Source organism: Paraburkholderia sp. BCC1884, assembly GCF_900996225.1.
Classification (GTDB): Bacteria; Pseudomonadota; Gammaproteobacteria; order Burkholderiales; family Burkholderiaceae; genus Paraburkholderia.
In genome coordinates this window covers 180579-194461 of the sequence record NZ_CAAJGL010000156.1, presented here as the reverse complement: position 1 = coordinate 194461, position 13883 = coordinate 180579, and the positions used below count along the sequence as shown (strand labels likewise).

At 62.3% G+C, this 13883-nt stretch carries 14 protein-coding genes; 10 read left to right on the top strand and 4 right to left on the bottom strand.

Annotated features, from left to right (window positions below; all coding sequences use genetic code 11):
* Nucleotides 1-69: 69 nt before the first annotated feature.
* Nucleotides 70-1029 (bottom strand): LysR family transcriptional regulator, encoded by a 960-nt coding sequence (locus tag FQ705_RS33325; RefSeq protein WP_144149231.1) that lies wholly within the window; start codon nt 1027-1029, stop codon nt 70-72.
* A gap of 126 nt (nt 1030-1155) precedes the next feature.
* Between FQ705_RS33325 and FQ705_RS33320 the strand changes: the two genes are divergently transcribed.
* From FQ705_RS33320 to FQ705_RS33280, 9 genes are all read left to right on the top strand, one after another.
* A complete protein-coding gene (locus FQ705_RS33320) occupies nt 1156-2043 on the top strand; it encodes a hypothetical protein (protein WP_144149228.1) in 888 nt (295 codons plus the stop codon).
* Between the two features lie 31 nt (nt 2044-2074).
* Nucleotides 2075-3301, top strand: coding sequence for a M24 family metallopeptidase (locus FQ705_RS33315; RefSeq protein ID WP_144149226.1), 1227 nt, complete (start codon nt 2075-2077; stop codon nt 3299-3301).
* Between the two features lie 62 nt (nt 3302-3363).
* Nucleotides 3364-4224 carry a glycine betaine ABC transporter substrate-binding protein gene (locus FQ705_RS33310; RefSeq protein WP_144149224.1) on the top strand — a complete coding sequence of 287 codons (861 nt, stop codon included), beginning with the start codon at nt 3364-3366 and terminating at the stop codon, nt 4222-4224.
* A 99-nt stretch (nt 4225-4323) separates the two neighbouring features.
* Nucleotides 4324-4710, top strand: coding sequence for an ester cyclase (locus FQ705_RS33305; RefSeq protein WP_144149222.1), 387 nt, complete (start codon nt 4324-4326; stop codon nt 4708-4710).
* 26 nt (nt 4711-4736) lie between these two features.
* Entirely contained in the window at nt 4737-5165 is a 429-nt protein-coding gene (locus FQ705_RS33300) for a hypothetical protein (protein ID WP_144149454.1), read from the top strand.
* Between the two features lie 149 nt (nt 5166-5314).
* The gene (locus FQ705_RS33295) at nt 5315-6310 is read left to right on the top strand and encodes an ABC transporter substrate-binding protein (RefSeq protein WP_144149220.1); all 996 of its coding nucleotides are present in this window, start codon (nt 5315-5317) and stop codon (nt 6308-6310) included.
* A 25-nt stretch (nt 6311-6335) separates the two neighbouring features.
* Complete coding sequence (locus tag FQ705_RS33290) at nt 6336-7370, top strand: ABC transporter permease (RefSeq protein ID WP_144149218.1); 1035 nt, start codon at nt 6336-6338, stop codon at nt 7368-7370.
* A complete protein-coding gene (locus FQ705_RS33285; RefSeq protein ID WP_144149216.1) occupies nt 7364-8200 on the top strand; it encodes an ABC transporter ATP-binding protein in 837 nt (278 codons plus the stop codon). Before FQ705_RS33290 ends, FQ705_RS33285 begins: the two co-directional genes overlap by 7 nt.
* Before the next feature lie 55 nt (nt 8201-8255).
* Nucleotides 8256-9290, top strand: a complete 1035-nt coding sequence (locus tag FQ705_RS33280; RefSeq protein ID WP_144149214.1) for an ABC transporter substrate-binding protein — start codon at nt 8256-8258, stop codon at nt 9288-9290.
* Nucleotides 9291-9423: 133 nt separating this feature from the next.
* Here the strand turns inward: FQ705_RS33280 and FQ705_RS33275 are convergent, their stop codons facing one another.
* Genes FQ705_RS33275 through FQ705_RS33265 form a run of 3 tightly spaced genes read right to left on the bottom strand, consistent with a single transcriptional unit; the run spans nt 9424 to nt 12742 of the window.
* Entirely contained in the window at nt 9424-10542 is a 1119-nt protein-coding gene (locus FQ705_RS33275) for an LLM class flavin-dependent oxidoreductase (RefSeq protein WP_144149212.1), read from the bottom strand.
* The gene (locus tag FQ705_RS33270) at nt 10539-11792 is read right to left on the bottom strand and encodes an acyl-CoA dehydrogenase family protein (RefSeq protein ID WP_144149210.1); all 1254 of its coding nucleotides are present in this window, start codon (nt 11790-11792) and stop codon (nt 10539-10541) included. Before FQ705_RS33270 ends, FQ705_RS33275 begins: the two co-directional genes overlap by 4 nt.
* Nucleotides 11793-11809: 17 nt before the next feature.
* Nucleotides 11810-12742, bottom strand: a complete 933-nt coding sequence (locus FQ705_RS33265; protein WP_144149208.1) for an ABC transporter substrate-binding protein — start codon at nt 12740-12742, stop codon at nt 11810-11812.
* A gap of 221 nt (nt 12743-12963) precedes the next feature.
* Between FQ705_RS33265 and FQ705_RS33260 the strand changes: the two genes are divergently transcribed.
* Nucleotides 12964-13875 (top strand): LysR family transcriptional regulator, encoded by a 912-nt coding sequence (locus tag FQ705_RS33260; RefSeq protein WP_144149206.1) that lies wholly within the window; start codon nt 12964-12966, stop codon nt 13873-13875.
* Nucleotides 13876-13883: the final 8 nt, after the last annotated feature.

The window sequence follows — 13883 nt, the reverse complement described above, 5'->3', positions numbered from 1 at the left end:
ACGTATCAGGAGCGTGAATATTGTGGCCTGCAAAAAGATTATTTCAGCCGGTTCAAGACGGCCTTCTCTCTAGGCTTCCACTGCCTGCAGGTAGACCGCTGCCTTGTGTTGCGTAACCAGCGCTTCGATCATGTCGCTCAGATCGCGCGTCGCCTCGTTGCGCATGGTCGGTGCGACATGCAGTTCGAGTTCGGCGGGCGGCAATGGCGGCAAGCCATCGTCAAGTCCGAGTGTTCGCCACGAGGAAGGTAGCGTGCGCCGATCGATGATAGTCACCGCCGCCGCATGGTTCACGGCGATGCGGATGCCCGTCGGACTCTGGCTGGTATAGACGAGCTCGTAAGCGCGGCCCATCGCAGTCAGCGCATGCAGGCCACGCTGCCGGTAAGTGCAGCTTTCATCGAAAAGTGCCAGCGGAATAGGCTTGTCCTCGCACGGCACGTAATCGCGATGCGCGGCCCAGACCAGTTCCTGACGCCCAAGCGGCTTGCCGCCCGTGCGCTCCCCGTGGCGAACCACGAGCGCGATATCCAGTTCGCCGGCATGCAGTCTTTCGAGCAATTCCAGTGACGACCGGCAATGAATATGCGGGCGTGCGCCGGGCCGCAAATCATAGAAGGCGCGCAGCAATTCAGGTAGCCAGAGCTCGGCATAGTCCTCTGGCAGTCCGAAACGAATCATGTTGCCGCGGCTGCCGCGCGTCAGCGCTTCAATGGCCTCGTTCTGCACTTGCAGAATGCGCCGCGCGTGAATCAGGAAGTTTTCACCATCGCCCGAAAGCGCGAAACGGCGGCTGTTGCGCAGGAACAGGTGTGCTCCAAGCCGCTCTTCGAGCGTCCGGATGCGCAGGCTGATCGTGGATTGCGTGCGATGCAGTTGTCGCGCGGCGGCCGTGAAGCCGCCGCTTTCGGCGACGACCACGAAAGCGCGAACCAGTTCGGCATCGAGCGAGGCGATTTTCGACCAGTCGGGATCGGTGTCGGGATGCGCGGGAGGGTGTCCCAGCGCGCTCGCATCGGATTTACTCATGGCATCCATCGGAAATCCTCGCTTTCCAAAAGAAATTGGCCGCCAAAAGATCGGGCCGTAGTGCGTTGATTGTTCTCGAATTCAGCCCTTTGATCCACTCGCCAAAATACCGACCTGGAGCTTGCCGTGGTTCTCTGTGTTTCACTTGCCGATGCCGAATGCCTCGATCTCGGCGACATCGTCAACACTGACCGTTATCCCCTGCACGAGCCGGAAAATCCGGCCCTGCGAGATCTCGTGGCCGCTTGCCGCGCTCAACTGGCCGCGACCGGCAGCGCAGTGCTGCACGATTTCCTGCGCCCGGAGGCGCTCGAACGAGCCCAACTCGAAGGGCGTGCGCTGGCCGCCAAGACCTATTTTTCGACCCGTAAGGTGAATGCCTACTTTACGGCGGACGACCCCGCGCTGCCCGCGTCCGACCCGCGCCGCATGTTTATGGACCGGACCAGCGGTTTCGTCACACGTGATCTGATTCCGGCGGATGCCATCGTGCATCGCATCTACGTTGCCCAGTCGATGAAGCGCTTCATTGCCGCGTGTCTCGACGAAGCACGTGTCTGGGAATATGCCGATCCGTACGCCGGTCTGGTGCAGAACGTGATGCCGCCGGGCACCGAACAACCGTGGCATTACGACACGAACGAATTCATCGTATCGATGATGACGCAGCAGCCGAGCGCCGGCGGCGATTTCGAGTACTGCCCGAATATTCGTTCCCCGCACGGCGAGAACTATGAAGGCGTGGGGCGGGTGATAGGCGGGGAGTCGCGGGCGCCGGTCAATGTCATCACGCTGCGGCCCGGCGACCTGCAACTGTTCAAGGGGCGCTTCTCGCTGCATCGCGTAACGAAGGTCGGTGGCGAAGTCGAACGTCATACGGCGATTTTTGCCTACTCGCAGAAACCGGGTGTGATCGGCCGGCTCGAACGCACACGCCAGTTGTATGGACGGGTGTCCGAAGCGCACCTCGAAGCCGAGCAGCGACTGGTCCGCGCCGACGGTCTGGTCGACTAGATTACTCACTCATCAAAAAAAGAACCCCCACATGTCCATCATTCGTCCCACTCATCGTCCGGAAGATTGCGAGCCGACGCCGGAAGAGATCAAACAGATTCAGCGTGACCGGCTCGCCGCCGTGCGCCGCGAGTTAAAAAAACGCGACATTACCGCCGCCGTGCTGTTCGACCCCACGCACATGCGTTATGCAACCGGCTCGCGCAACATGCAGGTCTATTCGATGCGCAACCCGGCACGTTACGCATTCGTGCCGGCCGAAGGCAAGGTCGTGCTGTTCGAGTATGCCGGCTGCGATTTTCTCGCCGAGGGGCTCGACACCGTCGATGAAGTGCGCCCGGCAACCGCGATCTCCTACTATTTCTGCGACGACATGTTGGGTCAAGTCACCGAGCGATGGGCCGACGAAATCGATGACCTGATGAAGCGATGCGGCGGCGGCAAGCGCATCGCGATCGAAAGCGCGACATCGGCGGCGGCGTTTGCGTTGCAGGCACGCGGCTACATCGTCTCGGACGCGCAGGAGCCGCTCGAAAGGGCGCGCGCGATCAAGGTGCCTAACGAGATCAAGATGATCCGCTCGTCGTTGCGCGCCGCCGAAGAGGGTGTGCGCAAGCTCGAAGCGGCGCTCGTGCCGGGCATCAGCGAGAACGAACTCTGGTCGTTTCTGCACAAGCACATCATCGAAACCGATGGCGATTACGTGGAGACGCGCCTCATCAGTTCGGGGCCGCGCACGAATCCGTGGTTTCAGGAAAGCAGCCCGCGCCAGATTCAGGCGGGCGAACTGGTCGGACTGGATACGGACGTGGTGGGACGCTTCGGCTACTACGCGGACTTCTCCCGCACCTTTCTTTGCGGCGATTCGCCCGCTTCGGCGGCGCAGAAAAACCTCTACAGGCTCGCGTACGAACAGGTCCACTCGAACATGGAAAACGTCCGCGCCGGAACGACTTTTCAGGAGTTCATCGCCAGGGCATGGAAGATTCCGCCACCCTACGAGGCGCGCCGTTACTTTGCATTGGCGCACGGCGTGGGGATGACCGGCGAGTATCCCTACATTGTCCATCGGGAAGACAACGCGGCAAAGGGATATGACGGCGTGATCGAACCCGGTATGACCTTGTGCATCGAGAGTTACATCGGGCACGAGGCCGGCGGCGAAGGGGTGAAACTGGAAGAGCAACTTTACGTGCGCGACGACGGCTCGGTCGAACTCTTGTCCGACTATCCATTCGAAGCGCGGCTTCTCGCCTGATTGCCCAGGTATGCATGGCCGCCGGTCGACACGCCGGCGGCTCCCCCGACTCAGGAGGCTCCATGAAAAAGTGGCTAAACGCGGCACGTCTGCTCCTTTTGACGTGCTACATCCCCGTAGCGTTGGCGGCACCGCAGGACAAGCCGATCACGATCGGCGTGAACAATTGGGCCGAGAACATCGCGGTCGCGAATCTGTGGAAGGTCCTGCTCGCGAAGAAGGGTTACACGGTCAATCTTCAGCCGGGCGACAAAGCGCTGATTTACAGCGGCGTGGCTCAGGGAAAACTGGATCTGACCTTTGAAGTGTGGCTTCCGTCCGCCGATGCCGCGCCTTACGACAACGTGAAAGCACACGTGGAAAGGATCGGTCCCTGGTTCGATAAAGCGCAACTCGGCCTCGCCGTGCCGGATTACGTGAAGGTCGATAACGTCGATCAATTGAACACACAAGCCGCGCAATTCGCGCACGACGGAAAGGCCACGATCTTCGGCATCGAATCCGGCAGCGGCCTGATGAAGCTGACGGCGAAGGCCAAAACCGACTACGGCCTGGATTACTCGGTGCTGCCGTCGTCTGAGGCGGCCATGCTGCTTGCGTTGACGCGCGCGGAACAACGTCACGAGCCGATCGTGGTCACGCTATGGAATCCGCATTGGGTGTGGGCGAAATATCCGATGCACTATCTGAAGGACCCGAAAGGCACGTTCGGCACGCCGGACGCGATCTACGGTATCGCCGCGTCGAATTTCACGCATGACTATCCGGACGCCTCGCGCTGGCTGCATCAATGGAAGATGGATGACCAGACGCTGGGCTCGCTGATGAACGATATCCGGGCCGACGGCGAGGCCACGCCGGAGAAGGGCGTGACGGCCTGGATCGGCAAGAATCCGACGCTGGTGGCGCAGTGGCTGAAGTAGTGCAGGCGTCGAAAGAATAGCCCTTGAAAAGGCTCATCGACAATCGTTCTCCGTTCGTCGACAATCTGCTGATCCGTCAACGCGCGAGGGACGATTGCCATGGACAAGACCACGCTCTCTGAAATCTACCGCAGCTACATAGCCTGTCTGAACCGGCAAGACTGGGCAGAGCTGGGCCGCTTCGTCGGCGATAAGGCGAGTCACAACGGTAACGAGTTTGGGCTGGCCGGCTACCGCCAGATGCTGGAGAAAGATTTTCGTGAGATACCGGACCTTCACTTCGAGATCGAGATGCTCGTCTGCGAGCCTCCTTTCGTTGCGAGTCGACTGCAGTTCGACTGCACGCCGACGAACACATTTCTCGGACTTAACGTGAACGGTAGGCGAATCTCGTTTGCCGAAAACGTCTTCTACGAGTTCGATGGAGGAAAAATTCAGCGGGTGCGGTCGGTTATCGATAAAGTCGCCATCGAGGCGCAGCTATGAGTCACGCATCCAATCTCAGCCGTCACGTGAAGACATGGCTTCTCGTTGCAATCGTCGCCACTTCGTTCGTGACCTGCGCTCAGGCGCAAAGCACCGCGTCCGGCCCGCTCGCGACGGTCGCGGGCCAGTTGCAGTTCGTGCGCGAGGATCGCGATTTCGTGGCAACGCTGGACCAGAAAAGCTTCGACCGCTTCAGCGCCAACACGCTCGCCCATTTCGACGACATAAGCGCAAACGATACGGTCACACGGACTCTCGTGCAGACCGAAGCCGGTCCGGTGCTTTACGATTTTCGTCGTCGTCCGCCGCTTGTGCAGCGCTCAGGCAAACGCATGTCGGTCAGGCGCGTGTTCTGGCAAGGCGACGAAGTCGTCATGCAAGGCTCGCAAGGCTGGTTCCGGTTCACGCGCGGCGAGGTGACCAAGCTCCAATCTTCGACGACAACCTACCATTGAGACGAGGCGATGATCTCGATCGTCACGGCCGGGTCGTTCGAAGATATGCGAAGGATAAATATTGTTTCGATATAAACATATCGAAATAGAATAATTCTCATGGCGGTTCTTCGTCGCTACGCTTGCAGGCATACCGCAAGCGAGGACTTATGACCGCATCTGTTTCAACGTCTTTTTCGAAGCGGCGACGCGCGCTCGGACTCATTGCCGCTGCGCCCGCGATCGCCGCGTTCGGCGCGCTGAAAAGCAGTGGCGCGAGCGCCGCAGAGCTTGCGTCGGTGACGCTCGTGCTCGGCGATCAGGCCGGTGGTACCCGCGCGCTGGCCGAAGCGGCGAAAGTGCTCGACGGCACGCCCTACGCGTACCGCTGGGCCAACTTTCAGGGCGCGGCTCCTCTTTTCGAAGCGCAACGCGCCGGCGCAGTCGATCTTGCCCCGGCGGGCGATCTGCCGGTGCTGGCGGCAGCGGTCGGCGACCCGTCGCTGAAGATCGTCGCCACGCGTGTCGGTTCGGGTGCGCAACTCGGCATTCTCGTGAAGCCTGACTCGACGATTCGCTCGGTGGCGGATCTGAAAGGGCGAACGGTCTTCGTGTCGTCCGCGCGCGGCAGCATTTCACAATTCCAGTTATACGGCGCGCTGGCCGAAGCCGGCCTTACCAAAGACGACGTGTCGGTCCGCTTCATTCTGCCTGTCGATGCATTCGCCGCGTTCGCCTCCGGATCGATCGACGTCTGGGCGACCTTCGACCCGTACTTTGGCATTGCCGCACAAAAGGGCGCGCGGATTCTGCGCGACGGCACGGGCATCAATAGCGGGCTGGGTTTCATCACGGCCTCAGGTGCGGCCGTGACCGACGCTCGCAAGCGCGCCGCGATCGCGGATGTCCTGCTGCGATTGCAGCGGGCCGGCGATTGGGCGCTCGCCAATCCCGATGCTTATGCGCATGTTTATGCGTCGCTGACACACGTACCCGTGCCGGCTGCGTTGCAAATCACCCGGCGCTCGGCACTCAGGCAACGCTTCGTTGCGGACGCCGATATCGGTGCGCTGCAAAAGGTCGCCGACAGCGCATTCCACGATGCGATCCTGCCTCGCCGCATCGATGTTCGCGCCATCAGCGATACCCATATTTCCGGCGCGTGAGCCTCCTCCTGTTGGAAACATCGACATGTCTTCACATCCGCAATTACTCGACGTTCCCGGCCTGCACGATACGGCCGAAGTGACGCGCCGCGACACCGCACGATTCATCGCGCCAACGCTGGCTTCAGCGGCGTGGCTGGGCGGCGCGGCCATCACGCAGTGGTGGCCGGATCTCGACGATTGGCCGTACACGCGTGAGCTACTGATTCTGAAACTCGCGCTCGCGGCATTCTGTGCGCTGATCGTACTTGGCGGCTGGCGCCAACGGGCGTCGACCCAGACCGACGACTCGCGCACGAATCGATGGCTGGCGGCCGCGCCCTGGCTGCTTGCGCTCGCACTCGGTATCAGCGGATGGGAAATCGTCACCGCGAAACTCGAGTGGTTGCCCCGGCCATTTTTCGCGCCGCCGCAGGCGTTGATTGCCGTGTACTTCGACGATTTTCCGCGACTATGGACAAGCGTGGTTCATTCGCTTGGCTTGCTCGTCTACGGCTATGCGCTCGGTGCGCTCACCGGTTTTAGCGTCGGGGTGAGTATTGGCTGGTCGCGGGCGGTCGGCTACTGGCTTCATCCTGTGCTGCGTTTCATCGGTCCGCTGCCCGCGACCGCCTGGTTGCCTCTCGCGTTCTTCTTTTTCCCGTCGAGCTTCAGCGCGAGCGTATTCCTGATCGCGCTGGCGAGTGCGTTTCCCGTTGCAGTACTGACGTGGTCCGGCGTGGCCAGCGTCAATTCCGCGTACTACGATGTCGCGCGCACGCTCGGCGCGCGCCCCTCGTTCCTGATTCTGAAGGTGGCGATTCCCGCCGCGTTGCCGTCGGTCTTCGTGGGACTGTTCATGGGGCTCGGCGCTTCGTTTTCCGTGCTGTTCGTCGCGGAGATGATGGGCGTCAAGGCCGGGCTCGGCTGGTATCTGCAATGGGCGCAAGGTTGGGCCGCCTATTCGAACATGTACGCCGCGCTGCTCGTGATGGCGCTGATGTGCTCGGGGCTGATCTCGCTGCTCTTCCTGTTCCGCGACCGGCTGCTGGCCTGGCAAAAAGGATTGCTCAAATGGTAATCACCGCTCCACTCGATCATTCGTCCCGCGTTACGCCAGATCTGCACCGATCCCGCGACGGCGCGCGCATCGACGTGCGTCATGTCAGTCACCGCTTTGCGATCCGCGGTGAAGGACTGCCGGTGCTGGAGGACATCAGCCTTTCGGTCGAACCCGGCGAGTTCGTCGCTCTGCTCGGGCCCAGCGGATGCGGTAAATCCACGTTGCTGCGACTCGTCGCGGGTCTCGACAAGCCGACGCAAGGAAGTGTGCAGGCCAACGGCCTGCCGATCGACGGTCCCGATCCTTCGCGCGTCGTGGTCTTTCAGGACCCGACGCTGTTTCCCTGGCGCACTGTGCGCGACAACGTGGGCCTCGGTCCCGAGGCGCAACGCACCAGTCGGATCAGGCCTGGAAACAAAGAATCGAAAGTCGGCGAGCGCGTCGACGCGGCGCTCGAACTCGTCGGACTATCGAAGTTTGCCGACGCCTTTCCGCATCAACTGTCGGGTGGCATGGCGCAGCGTGCGGCGCTGGCGCGAGCGCTCGTCAACGATCCGCAATTGCTGGTGCTCGACGAACCGTTCGGCAAACTCGATTCGCTCACGCGCATTCGTATGCAGGGCGAGCTCGTGCGTCTCTGGCAGGCGGCACGCTATTCCGTGTTGCTCGTTACGCACGATGTCGAGGAGGCGCTGTATCTCGCCAACCGCGTGATCGTGTTTAGCGGGCGTCCCGCGCGCATCGTCGCGGAGGTGCGTAACGATGCGCCGTATCCGCGTCATCGCGATGATCCGAAGCTGGTCGCGCTGCGTCGCGAAGTGCTCGGGCAACTCGGCATGGATGTCTGAGCGCGCCGTGTCGACCGACCAACCAACCATCACACAACGAACTGGAAGCAACGATATGGATTCCAACCACAACGCGGCGGCGCCGGACCTCGCGCGGCGCGCGTGGCTGCGCAAGACCGCATGGACCGCGGGCGCGGCGACATTGGGCGGCGCGTCTTTCGTGTTGCCGAGCCTGCGGGCCGCTGCCCAGAGCAACCTGAAGCCTGTCAAGCTCTCATGGAACGCTGGCGCAATCTGCACGGCACCCGTGCCGGTCGCGCTCAAGCAGGGCATCTTCGAGAAACACGGGCTGCAGGTCGAACTGATCAACTTCGCCGGGTCGACCGATCAATTACTGGAAGCCATTGCAACGGGCAAATCGGACGCCGGTGTCGGCATGGCGCTGCGTTGGATCAAGCCGCTGGAGCAGGGCTTCGACGTCAAGTTGACGGCGGGCATTCATGGCGGCTGCATGCGCTTGCTCGCGACGAAAACCTCGGGCATCGTCGATCTGCAAGGCCTGAAGGGACGCACGGTGGGCGTGAGCGACATGGCGAGTCCCGCGAAGAATTTCTTCGCGATCACGCTGAAGAAGCTCGGCATCGACCCGGACAACGAGGTGCATTGGCGGCAGTACCCGGCGACGCTGCTAGGCGAGGCATTGAAGAAGGGCGAAGTGCAGGCGATCGCGGACGGCGATCCGACCATCTGGACGCTACGTGAGTCGGACCATCTGCAGGAAGTTTCGAACAATCTGTGCGGCGAGTATCAGAACCGCGTGTGCTGCGTGCTGGGCGTGCGCGGGTCGCTGATTCGCAAGGACCGGGCGACGGCACAGGCTCTGACGCAAGCCTTGCTGGAAGCGACCGAATGGACCGCTAATCGTCCCGCCGACGCCGCGTCGATCTTCTCGGCCTACGCGCCCGGCGCGGATGTCGCTCAGTTGACCGCGATGCTGAAGAGCCATACCGATCATCACCATCCGGTGGGCGAGGCATTCAGGAAGGAAATTGCGTTGTATGCGGACGACCTGAAATCGGTCGGCGTGATGAATGCCGGCACGAACTCAGACCGGTTTGCGACGCGCGTCTTTTCGGAAGTACTGGCCTGAGCAAGGTGCCGCCGCAGCCGGTTACCGTTGCGGATTATCTGGTGAAGGCATAGCGCAAACAAAACGTCCGACATGTCCGCGTCCTTTGATTGGACGCGAGCACGTCGGGCGTTGTCGGTGGTTCTGCTGTGTATCAGGCGAGGGCGACCTGCTTTTCGCGCGCGTGCCCGTCGGCTTGCCGGTGGCCGACGGCGGCACGCACGAGCGGCAACAGATCTCGCCCGTACGCCAGCGCATCTTCGAGCGGATCGAAGCCGCGAATCAGGAACGTCGTGATACCGAGCTTGTGATACTCGAGCAGCGCGTCCGTGACTTGCTGAGGCGTGCCGACGAGCGAAGTCGAATTGCCGGCGGCGCGCGTCAAGGCCGTGATGCCGGTCCACAATCGCTTATCGACGATACTGCCCTTATCCGCCTCGGCAAGCAGACGTTGCGCGCCGACATTCTTCGGGTCTTTCGGCCGACGTGTGAAATTGGGCGACGCGGACACGACATCCTTCGCGCGTTGCAGAATCGATTCGGCGCGGGCCCACGCTGCATCTTCCGTGGGCGCGATGATCGGGCGCAGCGACAGACTGAAGCGGATAGCGTCGGCGCGTCCGTGACGTGCGGCCGACGCACGAACCCTGGCAATGGTCTCTTCGGCTGCGGCGAGCGATTCGCCCCATAGCGCGAAGACGTCGGCATGCTTGCCGGCAACCTCGATCGCCGCCTCCGACGAGCCGCCGAAGTACACGGGCAGATGCGGTTTCTGCAGCGGACGGATCTGCGATTTATGGCCCTTCACGTGGTAGAACTCACCCTCGTGATCGAACGGCGTCTCGCTGGTCCATGAACGCTTGACGACATCGAGATACTCGTCGGTGCGTCGATATCGTTCGTCGTGCGCGAGAAAATCGCCGTCGCGCTGTTGTTCCGTATCGTCGCCGCCCGAGATGATGTGAACGGCGGAGCGTCCCGAGCTGAAATGATCGAGTGTCGCGAGCTGGCGCGCGGCGAGGGTCGGCGCGACGAAGCCGGGCCGATGCGCCAACAGGATGCCCAGGCGCCTGGTCTGTTGCGCGACGAACGACGCAATCTGGAATCCATCCGGTGAGGCGCTCGAATGAGCGATCAGCACGCGGTCGAAGCCGCCATACTCATGCGCCTGCGCGACGGCCGCGATATAAGGTGGATTGACGGCCGGCCCGTGCGGTAGATGAATCTCACTGGATTCCTGATGACTGACATAACCGATGAATTCGACGCTCATGGCGTTTGCTCCTCTGTCGATGAAATGGCGTGCGTGCAGCGCGCGGCGAAAGCGCTACGCCCGAGATTGCCCAGCACGGTGTCGTTTTGCGGGGTGTGAATGCGGGCGCACAGTACGTCGCGATAGTGGCGCTCCAGCGGATTGTTGCGGCTCAGGCCCGGATTGCTGCTCGCCTCCAATGCCAGCGCGACGGCCTCGATGGCGTGTTTGCTGACGAGGTACTTAACGGTTGCGGCTTCGTTCGTTGCAATCTGTCCGGTCGCGCCCGCGTCGAGCAATACCCGGTTATTGAGGAGCAACGAGTCGATCCGCCCCACCGTCTGCTGAAAACTGTCGAGACTCGATAACGGCGCGCTCAGCCCGGACGGCACGCGCCCGGCGGCCCACTGGACGAACCAGTCGCGGGCCGCGCGCGCGACACCGTCGTAGATGGCCGGCAGCAGCACGCTCATCCAGAGCGCCGTGACCGGGTCCATGCCGTTGCTCGGGCCGGGCGTCTGCAGATCGACCGCGTAGTCGGCCGGCACCCGGACGTTGTCGAAGATCACTTCGTGGCTACCGGTTGCGCGCATGCCGAGATGATTCCAGCGCTCGCCGAAACGAATGCCCGGCGTGTCGCGATGCACGAGCCATGTGCCGACGCGCGGCTCGGCTTCGTCGGTGCGACCCCAGACGGCGAACCAGGTGAGCCCGGGGCTGCCTGTCGAATACAGCTTGCGGCCGTTCAGAATCCAGTGGTCGCCCGTGCGTGTGGCGACCGTCGCAGGCAAACCGCCACGCGAGGGGGAACCGAGTTCCGGCTCCACGCGCAGCGAATTGATAAGCGCGCCGCGCTCTACCGCGTCGCGCGCGATCTGCTGCTTCAACGCAACTGGCCAGTTGGGGTTCGCTTGCAGTCGAAGATGGTAGAGACACTGCATCACGAGGATCAACGCGGTCGACGGTTCGCCGCGCGCTACCGCGCGGATTACCTTGAGGGCCTGTGCAAGGGTCGCCTCATGGCCGCCGAGCGAGCGCGGCACCGTGAGTGAGAGCAGGCCCGCGCGGCGCAGACGGGCCAGATTGTCGTGGGGGAAATGCGCTCCGTCGTCGAGCGCGGCGGCGCCGGCGGCGAACGCCGCGCTCAGCGAGGCGAGCCAGCGGTCGGCGTTCGCGCTGTCCAGATCGGACAACGCCGAGAGCGCGTCGGCGTCACGTTCGGCGTCGCGCCCAATATCGATCAGGGCGGTCTCGGGGTGTCGGCTGGTCATGCGTGGATTCCGTTATGTCAGGGCGCGGCGAGCGGGAACTGCCTGTCGAAACTCGGCGCGATGTCGAGTCGGGTTTTGATGACGTCGACCCGGTGGTACAGGTCGGCCGTCTTCTGTTGCTCGGCGATCAGGTTGTCGTCGATGGCGACAGGGTGAATTTGCGCGCGCTGATAGACGATCTTCAGGACGTCGGGCGGCAGGCCTGTCACGCGCGACTGGATCGCCGCGACTTCGTCGGGATGCGACAGCGCCCAGCGCTGGGCCACGGCAACCCGTTTCAGAAAGTCGGCGATTTCCGCGTGCTTCGCCTTGATCGAGTCGTCGGTGGCGGCCTCGAAGCTCAATCCGGAAGACAGACCGATTCCGTTGGCGATACTGCGGTCATGGTCGCGCTGCTCGGCCAGCGCGACATACGGGTCCCACGTGGACCATGCATCGACATTGCCGGTCGCCAGAGCGGCCTTGGCATCGGCGGGCTGCATGAAGCGTAAAGATACATCGGTGAGTTTGAGGTTGGCGCGTTCGAGCGTGGCGATGGCAAGGTAATGGCCGATCGAACCCCGTGTCGTGGCGATGCGTTTGCCCTTCAGGTCCGCGGCGGTCTTGATCGGCGAGTTCGCCGGAACGATGATCGCCAGATCCACGGGTTGCGAGCGCGTGGCAGCGACCGCGCGAACTTTCGCGCCGGCGGCATAGGCGAAGATCAACGGCGCGTCGCCGAGGCCGCCGACATCGATTGCACCGGCATTCAGCGCTTCGCCGAGCGGCTGCGCGGCCGGAAAGTTGAACCACTCGATCTTGTACGGCAGATCCTTCAATTGGCCGGATGCCTCAAGAACGCCGCGAGTCTGGAGTTGTTGATCGCCGACCTTCAAGGTCGTTTCGGCCGACGCCAGAACGGGAGCAGCAGTCAGGGTCACGAGCAGCAAGCGGACGAGTAATCGTTGCATGGATAGGGAAGCTTTAGCAGAGAGGGTGAAGGCACGAAAACACACGATACGGTTGGGTCTGTTATTACGCAAACGCATTGTTCTGCTTTGCTAATATGCGAGGATGAAATGCAGTGGCAGGCTTGAGCGAGCCGTCCGAAGTGGCTAAGCTCGGGCCTATCGAACCGGCGCAGTGCAATCCGCCGTGCGTCAAATAACTTCCTCTGAAGCGGAATAGATCAATGAAACTCGATGAAATCGAGGCGTTTGTTGCAGTCGTGCTGAGTCAGTCCTTGAGCCAGGCGGCCGAATCGCTGGCGCTCACGCAGCCTGCCGTGACGCGGCGTATTCAGAATTTCGAAGAAGCACTCGGGGTCGAACTGTTGGACCGCAACACCAAACCCCTGAAGACCACGCCAATGGGGCGCGCGGTCTACGAGCAGTGTCGCGCGATCGTGCGTGAAGTCGATACGCTTCGCCATCTCGTGACGGACGATGCGCCGCTTGCCGGCGTGCTCAGGCTCGGCGTTGCGCAAACGGTCGCGGATGTCGCCATGCTGCCGGCATTGCACGCGTTGAGAAACGCGCACCCCGAGTTGCAGCCGCGTGTATCGACCGGGTGGGGCAGTCCTTTGCTGCAAAAGGTCGAAGACGGGCAACTGGATGCGGCAGTCGTGCTGTTGCCCGCGAATCGTGCATTACCCGAGACGTTGTTGGGCGAATCGCTCGGCACGCTCAAGCTGGCCGTTGTCGCCCGCAAGGGAAGCATGAAGAAGCGCGCGCATTCGCTCGCCGAGTGTCAACCGGTCGGCTGGGTTCTCAACCCGGACGGCTGCGGTTTCCGGGCCGGTCTCCAGCATGCGCTCGCCGCCCAGGGCTATCCGTTGAAGCTCAATCTGGAAACATTGGGCATGGAGTTGCAATTGGGCCTTGTCGCGGATGGCGTGGGTCTCGGACTTGTCCCCATGCCGTTGCTCAACAGCAGTGCGCACGCATCGCAACTGGACGTAGTAGCAGTCAGCGACTTCAAACCCGAGATCACTGTGTGGCTAGTCCATTCGCGCGCGCCTGGAAAAATGCAGTCGGCGCTTGCCGTGCTATCGCACAGTATCGAGCGAAGCTTCAAGGCCGCACGCGCCGCGCGCGCCGCATGACTGGCGCG

Coding starts and splice junctions, on each gene's coding strand:
- FQ705_RS33325 (WP_144149231.1), bottom strand. CDS start 1,029: ATGAGTAAATCCGATGCGAGCGCGCTGGGACACCCTCCCGCGCATCCC.
- FQ705_RS33315 (WP_144149226.1), top strand. CDS start 2,075: ATGTCCATCATTCGTCCCACTCATCGTCCGGAAGATTGCGAGCCGACG.
- FQ705_RS33310 (WP_144149224.1), top strand. CDS start 3,364: ATGAAAAAGTGGCTAAACGCGGCACGTCTGCTCCTTTTGACGTGCTAC.
- FQ705_RS33305 (WP_144149222.1), top strand. CDS start 4,324: ATGGACAAGACCACGCTCTCTGAAATCTACCGCAGCTACATAGCCTGT.
- FQ705_RS33295 (WP_144149220.1), top strand. CDS start 5,315: ATGACCGCATCTGTTTCAACGTCTTTTTCGAAGCGGCGACGCGCGCTC.
- FQ705_RS33290 (WP_144149218.1), top strand. CDS start 6,336: ATGTCTTCACATCCGCAATTACTCGACGTTCCCGGCCTGCACGATACG.
- FQ705_RS33285 (WP_144149216.1), top strand. CDS start 7,364: ATGGTAATCACCGCTCCACTCGATCATTCGTCCCGCGTTACGCCAGAT.
- FQ705_RS33280 (WP_144149214.1), top strand. CDS start 8,256: ATGGATTCCAACCACAACGCGGCGGCGCCGGACCTCGCGCGGCGCGCG.
- FQ705_RS33275 (WP_144149212.1), bottom strand. CDS start 10,542: ATGAGCGTCGAATTCATCGGTTATGTCAGTCATCAGGAATCCAGTGAG.
- FQ705_RS33270 (WP_144149210.1), bottom strand. CDS start 11,792: ATGACCAGCCGACACCCCGAGACCGCCCTGATCGATATTGGGCGCGAC.
- FQ705_RS33265 (WP_144149208.1), bottom strand. CDS start 12,742: ATGCAACGATTACTCGTCCGCTTGCTGCTCGTGACCCTGACTGCTGCT.
- FQ705_RS33260 (WP_144149206.1), top strand. CDS start 12,964: ATGAAACTCGATGAAATCGAGGCGTTTGTTGCAGTCGTGCTGAGTCAG.